Raw genomic sequence first — 20,044 nt, 5'->3', positions numbered from 1 at the left:
GTTTCAAGAGCGGCCCAGAGAGCCACGGGCGCAGCTAACGTGCCGGCCCGCGGTCGGAAACTCCGCTTTGCACGAGCTCGGTGATGCGCAGCGCCGCCTCAAGCGCGCGCAAGCCATCGGCGCCGCCAACCAAGGGCGCCGTACCGGTCGCGATGCAGCGCAGAAACGAGTCGATTTCCGCAGCCAAGGCGTCACCGGCCGGAAAGCTCTGCTCTTCGATGGCGACCGGCAACTCGTCTGCGGTGGGCGCCCCATCGCGGCGGCGGATGAGCGTCAGGATCCGCTGCTGCAGATCCAGCGACAGATAGGCTGCGTCCTCGAACATACGCAGCTTACGCTCGGTCTTCAGGCTTACTCGACTCGCCGTGATGTTGGCAACACAACCGTTGGCGAATCGCAGGCGTGCATTGGCGATATCGATCTGCGGCGAGAAAACTGCGGTGCCGATCGCCTCGAGGGCAACGATATCGCTACGCACCAGCGACAGCACGATATCAAGATCATGGATCATCAGGTCGAGAACGACATTGACATCGGTGCCGCGCTCGCGAAACGGCGCGAGCCGCTGACTTTCGATGAAACGCGGTTGGCTCACATGGGGATCTACGGCAAGTATTGCCGGATTGAAGCGCTCCAGATGCCCGACTTGAAGCACCACGCGCTGTTGCTCCGCCAGCCCGATCAGCTCGCGCGCATCGGCTGCGCTCACGGTAATGGGCTTCTCGACAAGCACGTGCGTGCCAGCGAGCAGGAACTCGCGCGCAATGTTGAAGTGGGCAGGTGTCGGCGTCGCCACGCTCACGGCCTCGACCCTGCCGAGCAGACTGCCGATGTCGGCCAACGCCTCGCAGCCCAATTCGCGAGCGACTGCCTGTCGACGCTCCGCGGAGGGATCGACGACCGCGACCAGTTCCACATCGCCATGCGCCGCATATTTCTGGGCATGGAATCTGCCCAGATAGCCTGCACCAATGACGGCAGCGCGGATTTTCTTCATGGGTAACGCTAAGATGTCGCTTGGTGAGTTCGGACCGGGGATCGCCGTTGAGAAAGCTGATCGAATACTACAGGACCGGCAGCCTGTTGCGGCGCGAAGGTCTGCTGCTGGCCGGCGCGCTGCTCGTGGGAGTCACGCTGGTGCCAGCGGCTGTATACGCAGTCGGAAACGCAGCACTTGGGCGCTACGCACACGGCGGCGTCTGGTCGTTCGCGGGCGACTACTTCGCCGGCCTGTTCCGATTGCAGGAAGCAAACTGGCTCGCGGTGCTCGGACCTTGGGTCATGCTGCTCATCGCGCGCGGCCTGGTCGTGGCATTCAGGCGCCTGCCGCGACAGGCGAGCCTCAACGAGTAGCGCAAGTCGGATTATGTCGCGCAAACTGCCGTTGAAGTGCGACCTGCATCGCATAACGCCGGCGTCGCTGTCGGCGATTGGGGACAGTGGGCAATAATTGCCCTGCCGTCACGCCAGACTACAAGAATCCGGCGGCGGCAGGGGAAGCCGAGGATGAAAAACGAATTGCGGCCGGAGCGGAACCGGCCAACACAGCCAGAGAATGCCGAGCAGCGCGTACGTGAGACGCGATCGCGGGTCAGCGCGCTTCTGATGGACAAGCTCAGCGAGAACGAGGCTGGACGCGGCTTCGATCCCTACGACACCGAGACATCACGCAGCCGCCTCAAGGGCTGGGCGTCGCATCAGTATCGGCGCTAGTCTTCAGCCCGGCTGCGGTCGCGAATCGCACGAAATTCGTTGCCGGCGCGCCAGTTGGGATATTGGCCGTCGTTGGCGATCTCTCGACCAATGGACAGCAACAGGTTCAGATCCTCGGTTGAACCATCGAGCCGCACGTCAGGGCTGTAGTTGTCGCAGGTCTGGTGATAGCAGGTTGCAGTGAATTTCTCCAATTGCTCGCGGCCCCAGTCCCTGCCGTGCTCGCGGTCATCGATTCCCAGCTTGATGTACAAGGCCGGCACGCCTTTCTTCGCCATGTTGAAGTGATCGGACCGATAGTAAAAACCCTTTTCCGGCGTCGGTTCAGGCTCGACAATTCGATCCTGGCGGACGGCGGCGCGCTTGAGGTAATCGTCGAGCTCCGAAGCGCCATACCCGACAACGGTGACATCGCGCGTGCGACCGCCGAAGTGCATCGCATCCATATTGAATACCGCCACGGTGTCGCGCAAAGGCACGAGCGGGTTGGCTGCGTAGTAGGCCGAGCCGAGCAGTCCCGACTCTTCGGCCGTGACGGAAACAAACATTATTGAACGTTCCTGCGCTCCGGCGGCAGCCAGAGCCTCTGCTATTGCGAGCAATCCGGCAGTCCCCGTTGCATTGTCGATTGCGCCGTTGAATATCGTGTCAGGCTGCCCACCGAGCATGCGGCCAAGGTGGTCCCAGTGCGCCATGTACATGATGTACTCGTTCGGACGTGAGCGCCCGGGCAGGATGGCTGCAACATTGTGTGAATTTGCACGACGGATCGCATTACGCAACTGCGCGCTCGCGGTGAGGCCCGCCAACGGCGTCGGCCGGAAACCCTTCGTCCGGGCCGCAAGCATCGCCTGATCGAGATCGAGACCAGCCTCGGCGAACAGGGCCGACGCGATTGGCTTCTGGATCCAACCTTCCACCGCTACCCGCCCGGCATTACCGTCGGCTGATTGCATATCGAGCTGCGGTCCGGTCCAACTTGTCACGACCGTCTGCCATGGATACGCCGCTGGCTCGGTATCGTGGATGATGATGGCCGCAGCAGCGCCCTGGCGTGCCGCTTCCTCGTACTTGTAGACCCAGCGGCCGTAGTAGGTCATGGCTCGGCCGTTGAACAACTTCGGATCCGAGGTCGCAAAACCGGGATCATTGATCAATATGACGGCTGTCTTGCCGCGCATGTCGATGCCCTGGTAGTCGTTCCAGCCATACTCTGGTGCGACGATGCCGTAACCGACGAACACCAGCGGGCTGTCCGCAATGCCGCTTTGCTGGACGACACGCTTGGTCCAGATCACCATGTCATCGCCGTAGCGCAGCGCCTTCCTGCCCGACTTGCCGCCATCGAACTCGAGGCTCGCGTCCGAGGCGGCGGTCAACTCGACGAGCGGCACATCCTGAAGATAGCTCGTACCATTGGCCGGCTTCAGACCCAGGTGCTCGAAATTCTCGCTGAGGTAGGCAATGGTCCGCTCCTCGCCGCGAGTCGTCGGTTTGCGGCCTTCGAATTCATCGCTGGCGAGTTGCGCGAGATGCGCTCTGAAGCTGTCCTCGGTGACCACAGGGGCCGCCGCGGGCTGTTGCGCGACCGTGCCGCAGCCTGCGGCCAACAGAGTCATTGCAAGAATTGGTGCGAAACAGATGCGCATTTTGAACCTCGTCAGTCTTGCAGAATCGAGCCGAGCGGTCGGTCAGCCGCCGTACCGTTGCGGCCAGAAGAACCATACCGCGACCAGGATCATCGCCACCAGAGCCAGATGCGCGAGCCAACGGCGCGGGTTCAGCCTGAGTTCAACTCGGAAGCTCACAATGGCAAAGATCGCAAGCGTCGCGACCACTGCAAACGAGCGCAGTAATGTCACCGATTCGGCCGCAAGGCGGGCCTTGTACTCGGGCAGCAGCAGGAACACGATCCAGGTCAGCAGGAGCGCGCTGGCGATGGAAACTGTCGAGCCCATCACGATTCCGAGCAATACTGCCAATGGACGCAATTTGCCAACCGCCTCTGATCGCGAACCGCTTGCCCGCAGGCCCCTGGAGAACTAGCCTTGGACTCTTGCAGTCTAACTGAAAACCGGACCACTATTGTAGGCGCAATGCACGCACTGTCTCGCCGCACCGCGGCCACCCTCTTCGCCCTTCTACTCGTCCTGAGCCTGCTCGCGCTCGCGCGCTCGAGCGCCGTTCCCGCGGGAACCGGGCTGCTACCTGCCGACGCCATCGCGCCCACGGTCGAGCAAAAAGCCGTCGCACGTCAGATTGGCGCCATACTCGAGCGGCAGCATTATCGGCAGGCGCGCATCGACGACAGCATGTCGGTGCAGATTTTCAAACGCTACCTGGAATCGCTCGATAGCCAGCACGCCTATCTGCTGGCCGACGACATCGCCGAGTTCTCGCGCTACCAGACGCAATTCGACGACATGATACGCACGGGCCAGATCGAACCTGCGTTCCTCATGTTCAATCGCTTCCAGCAGCGCAACCGGGAACGCCTGGCGAAGGCCATCAAGCTCCTTGCGCAGGAGCCCGATTGGCAGGTGGACGAATACTACGAATTCGACCGCAAAGACGTGCCGTGGGCACAGAGCGGTGCCGAGCTCGACGAACTGTGGCGCAAGCGTGTCAAGAGCGACGGCCTGTCACTGCTTCTGGCCGGCAAGACCTGGGCTGAAGCAAGCAAGACCTTGACTGATCGGTATTCGCGCACATTGAAGCGCGTGGACCAGATTTCGGCGGACGATGTGTTCGAGAATTTCATGAACGCGTATGCCCGCACCTACGATCCGCACTCGAGCTATTTCTCGCCGCGGCAGAGCGAGGAGTATCGGATCGCTATGGCGCTCAATTACGACGGCATCGGCGCATCATTGCAGTTGACCGACGACTATGTAACGGTCATCAACATCATCGAAGGCGGGCCTGCGGCAACGGCGGGTACGCTCGGAGTCAACGATCGCATCACAGGGGTCGCGCAGGGAGCCGACGGCCCCATCCAGGATGTCATTGGCTGGCGGCTCGACGACGTCGTGCAACTGATCCGCGGCAAACGCGACACCATCGTCAGACTACAGCTGTTGCCAGCCGGAGCAGCGCCCGGCAGCAACGAGAAGGTCATCAGTCTCACGCGCAACAAGATTACGCTCGAGGCGCAGGCTGCGCAGAAGCGCGTCGAGACCCTGCATCGCGATGGCACGGACTACCGCATCGGCGTCATCACCGTGCCTGCGTTCTACCAGGACGTCGCAGCCATGCAGGCGGGCGATCCCGATTACCGCAGCACCACGCGCGACGTCAGACGCCTTCTTCGCGAGTTGCGTAAGGAGAAGATGGATGGCCTTATTCTGGATTTGCGCGGGAACGGCGGCGGCTTGTTGCCGGAGGCCCAATCGCTGACGGGATTGTTCATAGACCGCGGCCCCGTGGTGCAGGTGCAATTTTCCAATGGTGAGCGTGAGGTCCTCGATGACCCGGAATCCGGCGTCGCCTATTCAGGCCCGCTCGCCGTTCTGGTCGATCGCTTCAGCGCCTCCGCGTCGGAAATCTTCGCCGGCGCAATCCAGGACTATCGGCGCGGCGTCGTAATGGGCCAGACGACCTTTGGCAAAGGCACTGTCCAGAATCTCGTCACGCTGGGCCGCGGCGGACAATCCGCGGCCAGCGGCCAGTTGACCGTTACGGTGGGCAAGTTCTACCGCGTATCGGGAGAGAGCACCCAGCATCGAGGCGTCGAACCGGACATTGCCCTCAGTTCACCCATCGACATGCAGGACTTCGGAGAGAGCGCCCTGGACGCCGCCCTGCCCTGGGACCGCATTTCGCCGGTTTCCTACCAGCGCGCGACCGGCGTCAACCGGGAGCTGCCGGAGCTTGCCCATATGGAAGACAAACGGGCGGCCAACGACCCCGACTACCGCTGGTTGCAGGAAGACATTGCGGCGAACCGCGAGCTTCGCAAACAACAGCGTGTTTCCTTGAACCTGGCCCAGCGTCGCAACGAACGCGACGCCGAAGACGCTGCGCGCCTGTCACGCGAAAATGCGCGTCGCGAGAGCAAGGGCGAGCCAGCGCTCAAGGCAGTCAGCGATATCGAATTCGACAAGCTCCCTGACGCTGTGCTCGACCAGGCAGCCCAGGTCATGGCCGACATGGTTCGCGACAACCCGACCCGGCCCGGAACGACCCGCACCGCGCAATCTGAGCAGAACTAGTGTTTTAGTTGACTAAAACACTAGAGCCCTTTACACTCGCCCCCATCGGCTGATCCCCCCGTCCCGGCGTGACGGCGGAGACGGCCCGAAATGCTCTGGGAGAGGCGCAAATGGGCTCGAATACCGCAGCGGCACTGGCAATTATCGTCCTTGGGTCGCTCATCGCGGCAGGCTGCTCGGACAGCAGCGCCGTTCCCGCAGCAACCTCCGCGGCTGATAAATCGGCCGAGGCCGCCGATGCCATCCCCGTCGAGGTTTCGCAGCCTTTTGTCGGCGACTTCATCGCCCACCACGCCGGCACCGGCACACTGATCGCGGAAGCCGACGCTATCGTGCCGGCCCGGGTCGGTGGCGAGGTGCGGCGCCTGCTTGTCGAGGAAGGTGACAAGGTGCGCAAGGGCCAGTTGCTGGCGACCATCGATGAGCGCCAACTCACGCTCGAATTGCAGCAGATCGACGCCCAGCTCGCGAAGGCGCGCGCTGACTACCGGCGGCAACTCGAGCTGCACGACAAGGGACTGATCGCCGCGGGCGCCTTCGAGAATCAACGCTTCGACCTGTCCGATCTCAAGGCCCGACACGACCTCGCGACCCTCAATCTGTCCTTCACCAACATACGCGCGCCTTTTGACGGCATCGTCGCAGAACGTCATGTGCGGGTCGGTGAGAATCTCGCTGCGGGGGCTCCTGCTTTTCGCATCACGAATCCAAATCCACTGCGCACCGAGGTGTACATTCCAGAACGCGAGTTAGCGCGCCTTGCGGTCGGACAGCGTGCGTTGATCGAAGTCGATGCACTCGCGAGTCAACAGTTCGCGGGCGCCGTCACGCTGGTCGCGCCCACGGTGGATCCGAAAACAGCGACGTTCAAGGTCACCATCGAGGTCGACAGCCACGACGGCGCCTTGAAGCCCGGCATGTTCGCCCGCGTTGCGATCGAGCTGGCGCGCCGCGCGGGGTCACTGCAGATTCCGCGCAATGCGCTGCTCGAAAACACCGACACGCCGCAGGTGTTCGTGGTCGACGATGGTCATGCCAGGCTGCGCACGATCAAGACCGGCATGAACGATTCGCGTTTCGTCGAAGTTCTCGACGGTCTGGATCGCGACAGCAAGGTCGTTGTGGTTGGCCAGACGGCGCTCAAGGATGGCAGCGCTATACGTGTCGTCAGCCTTGACGATCCGGCCAAGGGCTGAGGATCCCACCTCATGAGCCTGATTGAAATCGCGGTCCGGCGCCGCGTCACGGTCATCATGTTCACAGCGGCGCTGCTGCTGTTTGGCCTGGTATCGCTCGCGCGCCTGCCGGTGAACCTGCTGCCCGATCTCAGTTACCCCACGGTGACGGTGCGCACGGAGCTCGCCGGCGCAGCGCCAGTCGAAATCGAAAATCTCCTGACGCGACCCATCGAGGAAGCGACGGGCGTAGTGCGCAACCTGCGCAGCATTCGCTCGGTATCGCGGGCCGGGCAGTCCGACGTGATATTGCAGTTTGCCTGGGGCACCGACATGGATTTCACGGGCATCGAAGTCCGTGAACGCATCGACCTGCTGCAGCTACCGCAGGACGCCACTCGCCCGGTTCTGCTGCGCTTCGACCCGGCATCGGAACCGATCATGCGCATGGCATTGATCGATGCCTCGCCGGACACGTCGGTCGAACGCCTGAAGTCATTGCGCCGTTTCGCCGACGACCGCCTGAAGCCGGCATTCGAATCGATCATCGGCGCTGCGGCCGTCAAGGTGAGCGGCGGCTATGAGGACGAGATACAGGTGCGGGTGGACCAGCAGCGCCTGGCTCAGCTCAACCTGGATATCGGCACAATCGCCGCCCGACTCGGCGCAGAGAACGTCAATCTCTCCGGCGGCCGTCTCGAGCAAGGCAGCGAGCGCTTCCTCGTCCGTACTGTCAACGAATTCGAATCTGTCGAAGCGATGGCGAATGCGGTCATCGCCACGGTCGAGGATCGCCCGGTCTATCTCAAGGACATCGCCGCCGTGACCCGGGCGTATCGCGACCGCACAGCCATCACCCGGTTCGACGGACGCGAGTGCATAGAACTTGCGCTCTACAAGGAAGGCGATGCCAATACGGTCGCGCTGGCCCGCGACGTGCGCGAGCGCCTGGAGAGCCTGTCGGCGGGTCTGCCACGCGACAGCAGCATCCGCGTTGTCAATGACCAGTCGACCTTCATTCGCAGCGCTGTAAGCGAAGTTGGCGATGCGGCTCTCATAGGCGGCGTACTTGCGGTACTGGTGCTGTTTCTTTTCCTGCGCCAGGCCCAGGCAACATTCGTCGCCGCCGTGGTCATCCCCGTGACCGTCGTTGGAATCTTCGTGCTGATGTACGGTTTCAACATCAGCCTAAACGTCATGTCGCTCGGCGGTATCGCATTGTCGGTAGGCATGTTGATCGACAATTCCGTGGTGATTCTCGAGGCCATTACCCGATATCGCGAAGCCGGTAAGCCCGCGCATACCGCGGCGCTGGAAGGAACCCGCGAAGTGGCCATGGCCGTCACGGCCTCGACCCTGACGACCATCGCGGTTTTTCTGCCGCTGGTCTTCGTCACTGGGATCGCCGGTCAGCTCTTTCGTGACCAGGCATTGACGATCGTCTTTGCGCAAGTGCTGTCGCTTATCATCAGCCTCACCGTGGTGCCGATGCTCGCCAGCTTGCGCGCGTCGCCTCTCGCGGCATCGGAATTACCGCGCGACTATGCATCGGGCCTGCGCGAGAGCGCGAAGCAGGTCGCGATTGCCTCCGTCTCGGTGATACACGCGTTCCGGCTCTCGGCACTGCTCGGTCAATGGCCGAGCGGGCTCGCAGCCCGCATCCGTTACACCCTGTCACTGCCCCTGCGGGCGCTTGCGCTGCTGCTGTTGCGACTCGGCGCAGCAACGGCGCAACTGCTGGGGGCCGTGCTTGGATTACTGCTCTCTCCCGCCCTTCTGCTTACCGCAAGGTCGTTCGGGCGTCTGCAAACTGTCTATCCATCGGTGCTCCGAAAAGCCATGCAGCATCGCGCGGCCGTGATCGCGCTCTCCTCCGTTGCATTGCTCGCGACGTTTGCCATTGCGACCCAGCTGGGAACGGAATTGATCCCCCAGCTGCAGCAGGGCGAATTCACGGCGAAGTTGCGCTTGGGCGCAGGCACACCGCTCGAGCGCACCGATCGGGTCGCACGTGCCTTGCAACAGGCAACAACGGCATTGCCCGGCGTCGAGCGCACCTACGCCGTCGCGGGCTCCGGCAACCGGCTCGACGCGACCCCGGTGGACTCGGGCGAAAATACGGCGGAGCTCAACATCAAACTCCTCTCGCCCGCCAAGGAAGATGCCGAAATGCAGGTACAGGCGGCCGTCGGCCGCGAACTCGATGCCGTGCCGGGCGTGAGTTACGAATTTGCGAGGCCTGCGCTGCTGTCATTGGCGACACCACTTGAAGTCATATTCTCGGGCTACGACCTGCCTCAGCTCGACGCCGCGGCTCAGCGCGTCGAAGAACAACTGCGCTCGCGGAGTGAATTCGCGGAGGTTCGCAGCACCGTCGAGCAAGGACATCCCGAAATCCAGATCAGCTTCGATCAGGAGCGCGCCGCACATCTGTCACTTCCGGTTCGCAGCCTCGCTGACAGTACGGTCAACAGCGTTCGCGGGACGCTCGCGACCCGTTACCGCCTGCGGGACAAGCAGATCGACGTCCTCGTCAAAGCGCTCGACACACGCGATTCATCCATAGACGATATCCGTGCAATCGTCGTCAATCCGGGCGCCGAACGACCCGTGACACTCGATGCGGTGGCCGACGTGCGCCTGGCGCTCGGCCCCGCCGAAATCCGGCGCGCCGAACAGGAGCGCGTCGCGATCGTCTCCGCCACCGCAAGCGACGGCGATCTCGGTCACGCCGTCAACGTGGCACGGCAAATTCTCTCGGCCGCGCCACTCGCGCCTGGCGTCAGCGTCTCGGTACGCGGGCAGAGCGAAGAGATGCGTGACAGTTTCGCCTCCCTCGCACTTGCCTTCGGACTGGCAGTATTCCTCGTCTATCTCGTGATGGCCTCGCAATTCGAGTCCTTGACACATCCATTGGTGGTGTTATTGACCGTGCCGATGGGCTTGATCGGCGCGTTCTGGGCGCTGGCAATCACGGCGACGACCATCAACGCCGTGGCGCTCATTGGACTCATCCTGCTTGCCGGCATCGTGGTGAACAACGCGATCGTACTGGTCGATGCGATCAACCAGGCGAGGCGCGCGGGACAACAGTTGCATGACGCAATCCTCTTTGCGGCCCGGCAGCGCCTGCGGCCCATTGTCATTACCAGCATCAGCACGATACTCGGGCTCGTCCCCATGGCCATCGGCCTGGGTGAAGGCGCCGAAGTGCGCAGACCCATGGCCATTACCGTGATTGGCGGCATGCTGATAGCGACGGCGATGACGCTCATCGTGATTCCTGTGCTCTACTCACTCCTGGGCGCACGAGAGAAAAGCCGTGAGCCGGCGGGCGAAGCGGTGACAGAATCATGAGACATACGGAGTTTGCCCTGCGCCGTCCGATCACCGTGTTGATGCTGTTCGCGGCACTCGCGACCTTCGGCGCGGTGGCAGGCCGTCTGCTGCCGCTCGAGCAGTTTCCGGACGTGACCTTTCCCTTCATGGGGGTCGTGATTCCCTACGATGGATCGACCCCGAGCGAGGTCGAGGAGCAAATCACCCGGCCGGTCGAGGAGGCCCTTGCCACCCTGCCCGGCATACAGGAAATCCGCTCGACATCAAACGCCGATCGCGCCCAGTTCGAGATTCAGTTCGACTGGGGCGTCAATGCAAAGGCCGCGGGATACGAAGTACGCAACAAACTCGATTCGATCCGCCACTTGTTGCCCGATACAGCGAACCGCATGCAGATGTTCACCGCCTCATCGTCCGATCAGTCGATCCTGACGGTGCGTCTGTCCGCTGCCCAGGACCTGTCAACGCAATACGAGCTACTCGATCGCTACCTCAAGAAACCGATCGAGCGGCTCGATGGCGTTGCCCGGGTCGAACTTGCGGGTGTCGAGCCGCGGGAGCTGCGCATCCTGCTCGATGCCGGCAGTGTCGCCGCCTATGGCGTTGACCTTCGCCAATTGACCCGCCTTCTGCAGCAGAGCAATTTCTCGGTCAGTGCCGGCCGCATATCCAACGGCAGCGCGCAACTCGCGGTCAGGCCGCTTGGGGAGTTCCACTCCATCAACGATGTTCGCCAGCTGCTGGTACGCGACAACCTGCGCCTCGAGCAGATCGCGAAAATCGAACTCATCTCTCCGGAGCTGCAGACGCGCCGAAATCTCGATGGCCGGCCAGCTGTTGGCCTCGATGTCTTCAAATCGACCGACGCCAACATCGTCGATGTCGTGGACAAGGCGCTCGCCGTCGTCGAGTCCGCGCGCCAACTGCCGCAGATGCAGGGCATCAACATATTCGTAATCGACAATCAGGCGCAGTCCATCCGCAGTTCTCTCGCCGATGTTCGCAATGCCGGCCTGATCGGCGGCCTGTTCGCAATCCTGGTGCTCTACCTTTTTCTGCGCCACTGGACGACCACCGCCTACGTGAGTCTCGCCGTGCCGCTATCACTGCTGATCACCCTCGCAACCATGTACTTCTTTGGCTTGACGCTCAATGTCATGTCGATGATGGGCATGATGCTCGCGATCGGAATGCTGGTAGACAACGCAGTGGTCGTCACGGAAAGTGTCTTCCGGGAGAGGCAGAATCAACCCGACGATCCATTTGCCGCGACCATGCGGGGTGTGCGCCAGGTAGGCATACCGACGCTCGCCGGTACGGCGACTTCCATCGTCGTCTTTCTGCCCATCGTATTCGGCGATCGCAACCAGATCACGATATTCCTCACCCACGTGGCCATTCCGATCGTGGTCGCCATGATCGCCTCGCTGGTCATCGCACAGACCCTTATTCCGATGCTGACGCTGCGTTTTGGTGGCAGCCCGGTGCGCTCGCGCAGTGCCAGCATCGATCGCCTGCGCGATCGCTATGCAACCCTGCTTCGCACGGTATTGACGCACCCAAGACGCACCGCCGCCGCCGTCATTGCGATGATAGTGGCAACGGCCGCACTCCTCGTTGCCTCGCAACAGTGGCCGGAGAAACTGCTCAAGATCGACATGTTCCCGCAAGATGCCGGCCGCCAGCTCGTGCTCGAATACCATATCGACGGCACCTATCCAATAGAACGGGTACGTGGCGCGGTACTGACGGTCGAAGATTATCTAAGGAAAAACCGCCAGGATTTCGACATCAAGAGCGTCTACACGCTTTACCAGGACGATCAGGCACACTCGGTCATCATCCTGAACGATAAGGATGTCGCACGACTTACTGCAACCGTCGCCATGGATCGCATACTCGCCAAGCTTCCGGAGGTCGTCATTGGGCGTCCGAGCTTCAAGTTCGACCAAAATGGCGGCGGAACCGGATTCTCGCTGCAGTTGTCCGGCGACTCAACCGACGAACTGGCGCCGCTCGCCGACGATGTGGCTCGCGTATTGCGCAGCGTCAAGGGCCTTGCGACCGTTCGCTCCGAGGCACTCGATGGCGACCAGGTCGTGATGGTTCGCGTTCGCCGCGACAGGGCTGCGGCACTCAATGTCACGGCACAGCAGGTTGCCCAGACCGTTGCCGTCGCGATGCGCGGCGATCGGCTACGCGAACTGCGGGGCGCCGATGGCGAATTGACCATGCGACTCGCATTCCGCGCCAACGACCGCCAGGACATCGCGGACCTCGCCGAACTGCCAATCTACCTGCCGGGCGGAGAACGCATCACGCTTGCGGCAGTCGCCGATTTCGAGCTGGGGCACGCGGCACGCGCCATCCAGCGTATCAACCGGCTTACGACCGCGGTCGTATCCGGCACGTTGCAAAGCGACGCGACCCTTCCCGTGGTGCGCGATGCGGTCGAGGCAATCATGAAGAACTACCAGCTGCCGCCCGGCTACAGCTGGAAATTCGGTCGCGGCATCGACCAGGAGGACGACACCATGGCGATGATGGGGATCAATCTCCTGCTCGCCATCGTGATGATTTACCTGGTAATGGCGGCGGTTTTCGAGTCCTCCGTGCACCCACTCGCTATCGTGACCTCACTGCTGCTGGGGATCGTCGGCGTAATCTGGACGCTGTTCCTGACGCGCACGACCATGACCTTCATGGCCCTCATCGGCATCCAGGTACTGATGGGCGTGGTGGTAAACATCGGCATCGTGCTGGTTGCGCGCATCAATGAATTGCGCGCGCTCGGCATGCAACGGCTGGAGGCAATCGTGCAGGCGGGCGCTGATCGCTTTCGACCCATCCTCATGACGACATTGACAACCTTGTTTGGCCTCGCGCCACTCGCGCTCGGCGATTCGCAATTGGCCGTCGGCATCGCTGGGCCATCGTATGCGCCGATGGCCATCTCGATCATGGGTGGACTCGCGTTCGGCGCACTGACGTCCCTGCTGCTCGTGCCCATGTTCTACATTTGGATCGATAATCTTGTCGCCGGCAGCGCCAATTTCGCGCGCAAGGCCTACACAACCGGTACGGTAACCGAGGCCACCTGAGCCCTGCAGAGTGCATCCAGGCAAGCTCTGCCCTAGCGAAGCAACGCGCCGAATATTCCCCAGGTGTCTTCGGCAAGGACATTGGGCAAGCGGCTCGCACTCGCCCCCAGGGCGTCGTCACCGAGCGCATCACCCGCCGTGACCGCGATGGAGTCCTGCAGCGGGATACAGTCAGATTGCGATGCGTAGCGTGCCAGTTTGCGCAGCCGGTCGGTTCGCGACTTGACCTGCACCGACATCGCGTTGCGATTCCCGAGGGCATCGCGTGCCCGATCGACCATTTGCATCAGGCGCTCGCAGCTCGCGACATCGCCGTAGTCATCGACGACCTCACGGCGTGATATCGCGCGCCGCGCCTGCGAAAGCAGGTCGGATTTGGACAGTTTCAGGCATAGCACCTCTGCATAGGCGATCACCGCCAGATTGACAGCTCGCTTTGCCGCAACCGACAACTCGCCACCCGGGTCGGGCAAGTCAGCAGCAGATCGCGGTGTAGCCTGCGAAACCTCGCAGTCACTACGCGCGGCTTCCAACGCCTGCTCCGCCTTTCGAAGCGCGTCGCGCCGTCCGCCGACCCGCGCCTGGGCCTCCTTGCGCTTCAACGCGTGCCAGGGTTTGTCGAGTTCGGCCAGGGCCCGCTCCGCTTCTGCGAGACCCAGCAGTGCATCGGCGCAGACCGCCTCCGCGGCACGCAGCGCGGCTTCAGCCCTCTGCCGCGCTTTCAGATCGGAGTTCGCCGGCAACGATACGCCCGGCTTCGTTTTGCGGTTGCGTTGCTGTTGCTGCAATTCTGCCGAGAACTGTTGCAGTTGTTCACCGCCGAACCGCCACAAGTCGCGCAGATGATGGAATGCGAGCGCCGGGTACGCAGTTTCAGCGCGCGTCAAACGACCTTCCAGGGTCTCCAGATACTCCTGAAAACGGCGCGTCGCTCCTTCCTGCTGCTTGACGCGGTCGCGCAGTTCATTGCACTCCTGCTGGAGCGCGGCATAGTTTTTCTTCAATGCCGCGCGGTCATTGAAAAGCTCGACTACGCGCTCATTGTCCGCCTCGGGTGGCGGTGGCGCGGCCTTTGAAATCTTGACGAATGCGAGAGGTTTCAGCGACCTCATTGCAGGTGGCCTCTCGGGGCAGGCCCCGACGACAGCGTTTACCGGCCAGCGCGGACCAACCGGTGGCCCCGCTCGCTACAATATTCCAGCCACTTGTTTAACATGCTGTTGCGCGCCCAGCGCTGATCCAGTTCACGCTCCGCCCGGCGTTGCAGGCGCTGCAGGACGGTGTGCCCTTGCTCGCCCTGCCAGGCAACGGCTTCGACCAGGCGCGCGTCATGGTAAATGCGCAACTCGAGATCCGGCGAGTCGTGCCCACCGGTCTCAACGCAGGGATTTGGCCCGGCAAGGCGGTAGGTCATCTTCGCCATTGTCGTGTGGGGTGAGATGCAGTTCACAGAAAAGACGAGCTCACAGTCTCCTGGCACGCGCGAGTGCAGCACGCCGGACGGTCGTCGATCCAGATCGACAAGCCAGCCAAGTCGCACGAAATTGCTTTCGTAAAGGCCCATGAGCGCGACGAAACTGCGCGGTCGCGCACGCCATGAAGCCAATGCCAGGCAATCGCTCTGCATCACCACACTATAGCCAGTTCTCTCCGTGACACAAACGGAACCAGTCGACGTTCATGGCCTGACGCGCCGCTCAATTGCCATATCGCTCAGAATTCTCGCCGCGATCTCCTCGATCGAGGTCTCGGTCGTGTTAAGGTAGGGAACTCTGAATCGCGAGAACATTGCTTCCGCCGATCGGATTTCGTATTGCACCTGCTGCCTCGAGGCATAGCGGCTGTCGGGTTTGCGCTCCTGTCGTATCTGTTGCAGCCGATCCACCGAGATTGTCAGCCCATATAGCTTGCTGCGGTAGGGTTGCAACATCGCAGGCAAACCATTGGATTCGAGGTCGTCCTCGGTCAAGGGGTAGTTGGCGCTCAACACGCCATATTGCAATGCGAGGTACACACAGGTAGGCGTCTTGCCGGATCGTGAGACTCCGATCACGATCACATCGGCCGCCGCATAGTCATGGCCGCCGCCGTCATCGTTGGCGAGCGCGAAATTCGTGGCATTGATGCGGGCTGCATAGCTGGCAGCATCACTGATACCATGCGCCTTGCCGGCACTGTGCGTCGACCTGACGTTCAGCTCCGCTTCCATTGGCCCGATGAACGCGTCGAAAAAATCCAGATACAAGGCATTGGCGCGACGAATCACCTCTCGCAGTTCGTCCTGCACCAGTGTGCTGAAAACGATGGGTCGACAGCCGTCGATCTCGGCAGCACGATTGATCTTCCCGACCGCATCGTTTGCCTTGTCAAGATTTGACACAAATGGCAAAGTCTGCGCGCGAAAATCCAGCCCGTCGAACTGCGTGAGCAGACTATGGCCCATCGTTTCGGCTGTTACGCCGGTCTGGTCGGATACGAAGAAAACAGTATGTCTGGTCACAGAACAACTCTCGTCGATAGGCGACAATAGAGAAGTTTTTCACCGCGCAATCAATCGGGCAAGACTCTGAGCAGGAAAATTTCACGATGAAGCCGTTGGTGATCGCATTCGAACAGGTCGGGATGAAAGACCTCGATCAGGTTGGCGGCAAGAATGCGTCTCTTGGCGAGATGATCAGCTCATTGTCGCGACTCGGCGTGCGCGTGCCCAATGGGTTTGCCACTACGGCACAGGCTTACAGGGATTTTCTCGCTATCGACGGCCTGGGCGATCGCATCAACAGTGCGCTCCTGGACCTCGACGTCGACAATGTTTCCAAACTGGTCGCTACCGGCGCGCGCATTCGCGATTGGATCAAGGGAACGAAATTCCCTGCAGCGCTCGAGCGGGAAGTTCGGGCCAGCTACCAATCGATGGGCGGCGATCGTGATATCGCGGTAGCAGTAAGGTCGTCCGCTACCGCCGAGGACCTGCCGGATGCATCTTTCGCCGGACAACAGGAAACCTTTCTCAACGTGCGCGGCGCCGATGCCGTCGTTGCGGCGATTCACGATGTCTTCGCATCACTTTATAACGACCGGGCGATTGCCTACCGGGCGCACCAGGGCTTTGACCATGCCACCGTTGCCCTGTCGGCAGGCATCCAGCACATGGTGCGCTCCGATCTCGCCTCGAGTGGTGTCATGTTCACGCTCGACACCGACTCGGGATTCAGGGATGTCGTATTCATCACGGCATCCTATGGGCTCGGCGAAACAGTCGTACAAGGCGCCGTCAACCCTGACGAGTTCTATCTCTACAAACCCGCGCTGCGCGCGGGCCGCAGCGCGATCCTCAGGCGCAATCTCGGTGCCAAGGCTCTCAAGATGGTCTACGGCGAGGCGGGCACAGGCAAGCGCGTGCGCACGGTTGATGTCAGCCGCGAAGATCGGCTGCGCTTTTGCGTAAGTGATGCTGATCTCGAGCAACTCGCGCGCCAGGCGCTGCTCATCGAAGAGCATTACGGACGCCCGATGGACATCGAGTGGGGCAAGGACGGCGAAAATGGCCAGCTTTTCATCTTGCAGGCACGTCCGGAGACCGTGCAGAGCCGCAGCGGTCGCACCATACAACGTTATCGGTTACGCGAAAAATCGACCGTGCTCGCGACCGGCCGCAGCATTGGCCAGCGCATCGGGACCGGGCCTGCGCGAATCGTACGCGAGGTGGAACAGATGGCGCGGGTGCAGCCGGGCGATGTGCTGGTTGCAGACATGACCGATCCGGACTGGGAACCGGTCATGAAGCGTGCCGCGGCGATCGTCACCAATCGCGGCGGTCGCACATGCCATGCCGCCATCATCGCCCGTGAACTGGGAATTCCAGCGGTGGTGGGCTGCGGCGATGCTACGGCGCGTATAAGCGAAAACCAGGCGGTGACCGTCTCCTGCGCCGAAGGTGATACCGGTTACGTGTACGACGGCGCGCTTGCTTTCGATCACGACCAGCTGGAGCTCGACTCGCTCCCGGCGATTGCGGTCAAGATCATGGTGAACGTCGGCAATCCCGATCGCGCCTTCGACTTTGCCGGCATACCACACCGCGGCGTCGGACTGGCTCGGCTCGAGTTCATCATCAATCGCATGATAGGCGTGCACCCGCGGGCCCTGCTCGAATTCGATCGCCTCGACAACGACTTGAAGGAACAGATCCGCACGCAGATGGCCGGATATCCGGATCCTGTCGGTTTTTTCGTAACCAAGCTGAGCGAGGGGATCGCACAGATTGCCGCGGCATTCGCGCCCCACCCGGTCATCGTACGGCTGTCGGATTTCAAGTCGAACGAGTACGCCAACCTGATTGGTGGGCGGCTCTATGAGCCTGCCGAGGAGAATCCCATGCTCGGCTTTCGTGGCGCTTCACGTTATGTGCATCCGGAATTCCGCGCATGTTTCGAGCTCGAGTGCCGGGCACTGCGCCGGGTTCGCGAAGAAATGGGCCTCACCAATGTCGAGGTCATGGTCCCTTTCGTGCGGACGCTGACGGAGGCCGAGCAGACGATCAAACTGCTCGCGGACAATGGCCTGGTCCGCGGCCAGAATGGCTTGCGGATTATCATGATGTGCGAATTGCCCACGAACGCTCTGCTAGCCGACCGCTTCCTCGAGCATTTCGATGGCATGTCGATCGGCTCGAATGACATGACGCAGCTGACGCTTGGAATAGATCGCGACTCGGCAATTGTCGCGCCTCTGTTCGATGAACGCGACCCGGCGGTTCGGGAATTGTTGCGAATGGCTATTGGCGCCTGCCGCAAGCACGGCAAGTACGTCGGCATCTGCGGGCAGGGACCGTCGGATCATCCCGACTTCGCGCGCTGGCTGGTTGCCGAGGGCATCGACAGTATTTCGCTGAATCCCGATACCGTCGTCGAGACCTGGCTTTACATCGCCCAGAACTCAGGCCCGAACTCGAGCGCCTGACTGCAGGGCGGCTGGCGCTTTGAGCCACTGCCCGAGATCGACGTTGCCGCCCGAGAGCACGATACCAACCGGACGAGGCGCGAATTCCCGCCCTGTTTCGAGCGCGGCTGCGAGGCCAACGGCGGCGGAGGGCTCGATCAGGATCTTCAATTCCTGCCAGCACAACAGCATTGCGGCGGCGATCTGAGCGTCGGACACCGTGACGATCCGGCGAACGAGCCGCTTGACGATGTGAAAGTTCCGCTCGCCGATCGAGCCGCGCAAACCATCGGCAATCGTCGTCGTTGCACCCTGGCGCTCCCGCCGCCCGGAGAGCAATGAGCGCTGGGCTTCGGCAGCCAGCTGAGGTTCAACGCCGATAATCTGGCAGTCCGGCGCGATCTCTGCCGCCACGAGCGCGATTCCGCTGATCAGTCCGCCGCCGCCAAGCGGCACGAAAAGCGCACCGAGATCCGATGCCTGTTCGAAAAACTCGAGCGCCACCGTGCCCTGGCCGGCAATCACGGCAGCGTCGTCGAAGGGGTGCACGACGAGGCCTGGACTGCGCTGCAATTCCAGCTGCAGTGCCTGCTCGCGCGCCGCTATGCCCGGCTCACAGAGCACCAGCCTGGCGCCCAGATCGCGGATTTTCGCCAGTTTGACAGCTGCGGAATCGTTCGGCGCAACCACACAGCAAGCGCTGCCGAAATGACGCGCGGCCCGGGCGAGCGCAGCGCCGTGATTGCCGGATGAATGCGTCAGGACCTGCCCAACGGGTCCGGCCTGGCGCGCCACTGCCATGGCGTTCATCGCACCCCGAATCTTGAAGGCACCACCGTACTGTAGGTTCTCGCACTTGAATGTGGTTCTGGTACCGATCAACCCGTCGAGGGCTTCGCTATGCAATACGGGCGTGCGCAATACGGCACGGCCAAGGCGATCGGCCGCGGCGACGACATCTGCAAACTCCGGCAGATCGTCGCGAGTCAATTCATGGTCGCGCTGATTCACGATATTCGGGCGCAAAAAGTCGGCTTCGATACCAGCGTAATTCGGCGATCGACTCGTGGATATCCGCCAGCGCGAGATGGCGGCTCTCCTTGTTGAGTCCCGTCAGCACAGCTGGTGCCCAACGCCTGGCGAGCTCCTTCAGGGTGCTCACATCGAGATTGCGGTAATGAAAATATCGTTCCAATTGCGGCATCTGCCGCGCAAGGAAACGTCGATCCTGGCAAATACTGTTGCCGCACATGGGTGAAGCGCCGGCAGGAACATGGCGGCGCAGGAATTCGAGAGTTGCTTGCTCGGCTGCCAATGTGTCGACCCGACTCGCTCTCACTCGACTGCTGAGACCGCTCGCGCCATGTTGACGCCGATTCCAGTCATCCATTGCCGCCAATCGCTCATTGGACTGATGTATCGCGATTACCGGACCCTCGGCCACGATTTGCAGCTCCGCCGTGGTCACGACCGTAGCGATTTCCAGAATGACATCGTCATCGACATTGAGACCTGTCATCTCCAGGTCGATCCAGATCAAGCGGTCTGAGTGGGTGTCGGTCAC

The 20,044-nt window shown here is 61.9% G+C and carries 15 protein-coding genes; 7 read left to right on the top strand and 8 right to left on the bottom strand.

The window, feature by feature from the left end:
* Positions 1-34: 34 nt before the first annotated feature.
* Positions 35-997 (bottom strand): Gfo/Idh/MocA family oxidoreductase, encoded by a 963-nt coding sequence (locus tag R3E77_08200; GenBank protein ID MEZ5499395.1) that lies wholly within the window; start codon positions 995-997, stop codon positions 35-37.
* A gap of 47 nt (positions 998-1,044) precedes the next feature.
* On the opposite strand from R3E77_08200, the gene R3E77_08195 reads away from it, so the two are divergent.
* A complete protein-coding gene (locus tag R3E77_08195; GenBank protein MEZ5499394.1) occupies positions 1,045-1,353 on the top strand; it encodes a hypothetical protein in 309 nt (102 codons plus the stop codon).
* A gap of 153 nt (positions 1,354-1,506) precedes the next feature.
* On the top strand, positions 1,507-1,713 hold the full coding sequence (locus R3E77_08190) for a hypothetical protein (protein MEZ5499393.1): 207 nt from the start codon (positions 1,507-1,509) through the stop codon (positions 1,711-1,713).
* Here R3E77_08190 and R3E77_08185 read toward each other — a convergent pair.
* Both R3E77_08185 and R3E77_08180 read right to left on the bottom strand, forming a co-directional pair.
* Positions 1,710-3,332 carry a M28 family metallopeptidase gene (locus tag R3E77_08185; GenBank protein MEZ5499392.1) on the bottom strand — a complete coding sequence of 541 codons (1,623 nt, stop codon included), beginning with the start codon at positions 3,330-3,332 and terminating at the stop codon, positions 1,710-1,712. The two genes, R3E77_08190 and R3E77_08185, sit on opposite strands and share 4 nt — an antisense overlap.
* A gap of 72 nt (positions 3,333-3,404) precedes the next feature.
* Positions 3,405-3,695 (bottom strand): hypothetical protein, encoded by a 291-nt coding sequence (locus R3E77_08180; GenBank protein MEZ5499391.1) that lies wholly within the window; start codon positions 3,693-3,695, stop codon positions 3,405-3,407.
* A 114-nt stretch (positions 3,696-3,809) separates the two neighbouring features.
* Here R3E77_08180 and R3E77_08175 point away from each other — a divergent pair, with 114 nt between their 5' ends.
* The 4 genes from R3E77_08175 (at position 3,810) to R3E77_08160 (ending at position 13,539) form a co-directional block, all read left to right on the top strand.
* Positions 3,810-5,924 (top strand): carboxy terminal-processing peptidase, encoded by a 2,115-nt coding sequence (locus R3E77_08175; GenBank protein MEZ5499390.1) that lies wholly within the window; start codon positions 3,810-3,812, stop codon positions 5,922-5,924.
* Positions 5,925-6,034: 110 nt separating this feature from the next.
* Positions 6,035-7,120: an efflux RND transporter periplasmic adaptor subunit gene (locus R3E77_08170; protein ID MEZ5499389.1), complete on the top strand. Its 1,086-nt coding sequence runs from the start codon at positions 6,035-6,037 to the stop codon at positions 7,118-7,120.
* A gap of 12 nt (positions 7,121-7,132) precedes the next feature.
* A complete protein-coding gene (locus R3E77_08165; GenBank protein MEZ5499388.1) occupies positions 7,133-10,456 on the top strand; it encodes an efflux RND transporter permease subunit in 3,324 nt (1,107 codons plus the stop codon).
* Complete coding sequence (locus R3E77_08160; protein MEZ5499387.1) at positions 10,453-13,539, top strand: efflux RND transporter permease subunit; 3,087 nt, start codon at positions 10,453-10,455, stop codon at positions 13,537-13,539. The genes R3E77_08165 and R3E77_08160 overlap by 4 nt, the downstream gene beginning before the upstream one ends.
* A gap of 32 nt (positions 13,540-13,571) precedes the next feature.
* Here R3E77_08160 and R3E77_08155 read toward each other — a convergent pair whose 3' ends face one another.
* From R3E77_08155 to R3E77_08145, 3 genes are read right to left on the bottom strand one after another with little or no spacing between them, the layout of a single operon-like run.
* A complete protein-coding gene (locus R3E77_08155) occupies positions 13,572-14,651 on the bottom strand; it encodes a hypothetical protein (protein ID MEZ5499386.1) in 1,080 nt (359 codons plus the stop codon).
* A gap of 38 nt (positions 14,652-14,689) precedes the next feature.
* On the bottom strand, positions 14,690-15,166 hold the full coding sequence (locus R3E77_08150) for a DUF1249 domain-containing protein (protein ID MEZ5499385.1): 477 nt from the start codon (positions 15,164-15,166) through the stop codon (positions 14,690-14,692).
* Between the two features lie 51 nt (positions 15,167-15,217).
* Entirely contained in the window at positions 15,218-16,039 is an 822-nt protein-coding gene (locus R3E77_08145) for a pyruvate, water dikinase regulatory protein (GenBank protein ID MEZ5499384.1), read from the bottom strand.
* A gap of 86 nt (positions 16,040-16,125) precedes the next feature.
* Between R3E77_08145 and ppsA the strand changes: the two genes are divergently transcribed.
* Entirely contained in the window at positions 16,126-18,501 is a 2,376-nt protein-coding gene (ppsA, locus tag R3E77_08140) for a phosphoenolpyruvate synthase (protein MEZ5499383.1), read from the top strand.
* On the opposite strand, the gene R3E77_08135 is transcribed toward ppsA, so the two are convergent.
* The gene (locus R3E77_08135; GenBank protein ID MEZ5499382.1) at positions 18,478-19,491 is read right to left on the bottom strand and encodes a threonine/serine dehydratase; all 1,014 of its coding nucleotides are present in this window, start codon (positions 19,489-19,491) and stop codon (positions 18,478-18,480) included. The genes ppsA and R3E77_08135 overlap by 24 nt on opposite strands.
* Complete coding sequence (orn, locus tag R3E77_08130) at positions 19,472-20,044, bottom strand: oligoribonuclease (protein MEZ5499381.1); 573 nt, start codon at positions 20,042-20,044, stop codon at positions 19,472-19,474. The genes R3E77_08135 and orn overlap by 20 nt, the downstream gene beginning before the upstream one ends.

Source organism: Steroidobacteraceae bacterium, assembly GCA_041395505.1.
Classification (GTDB): domain Bacteria; phylum Pseudomonadota; class Gammaproteobacteria; order Steroidobacterales; family Steroidobacteraceae; genus JAWLAG01.
Note: the sequence above shows the minus strand (reverse complement) of the source record. Positions and strands in the feature narration are given on the sequence as shown.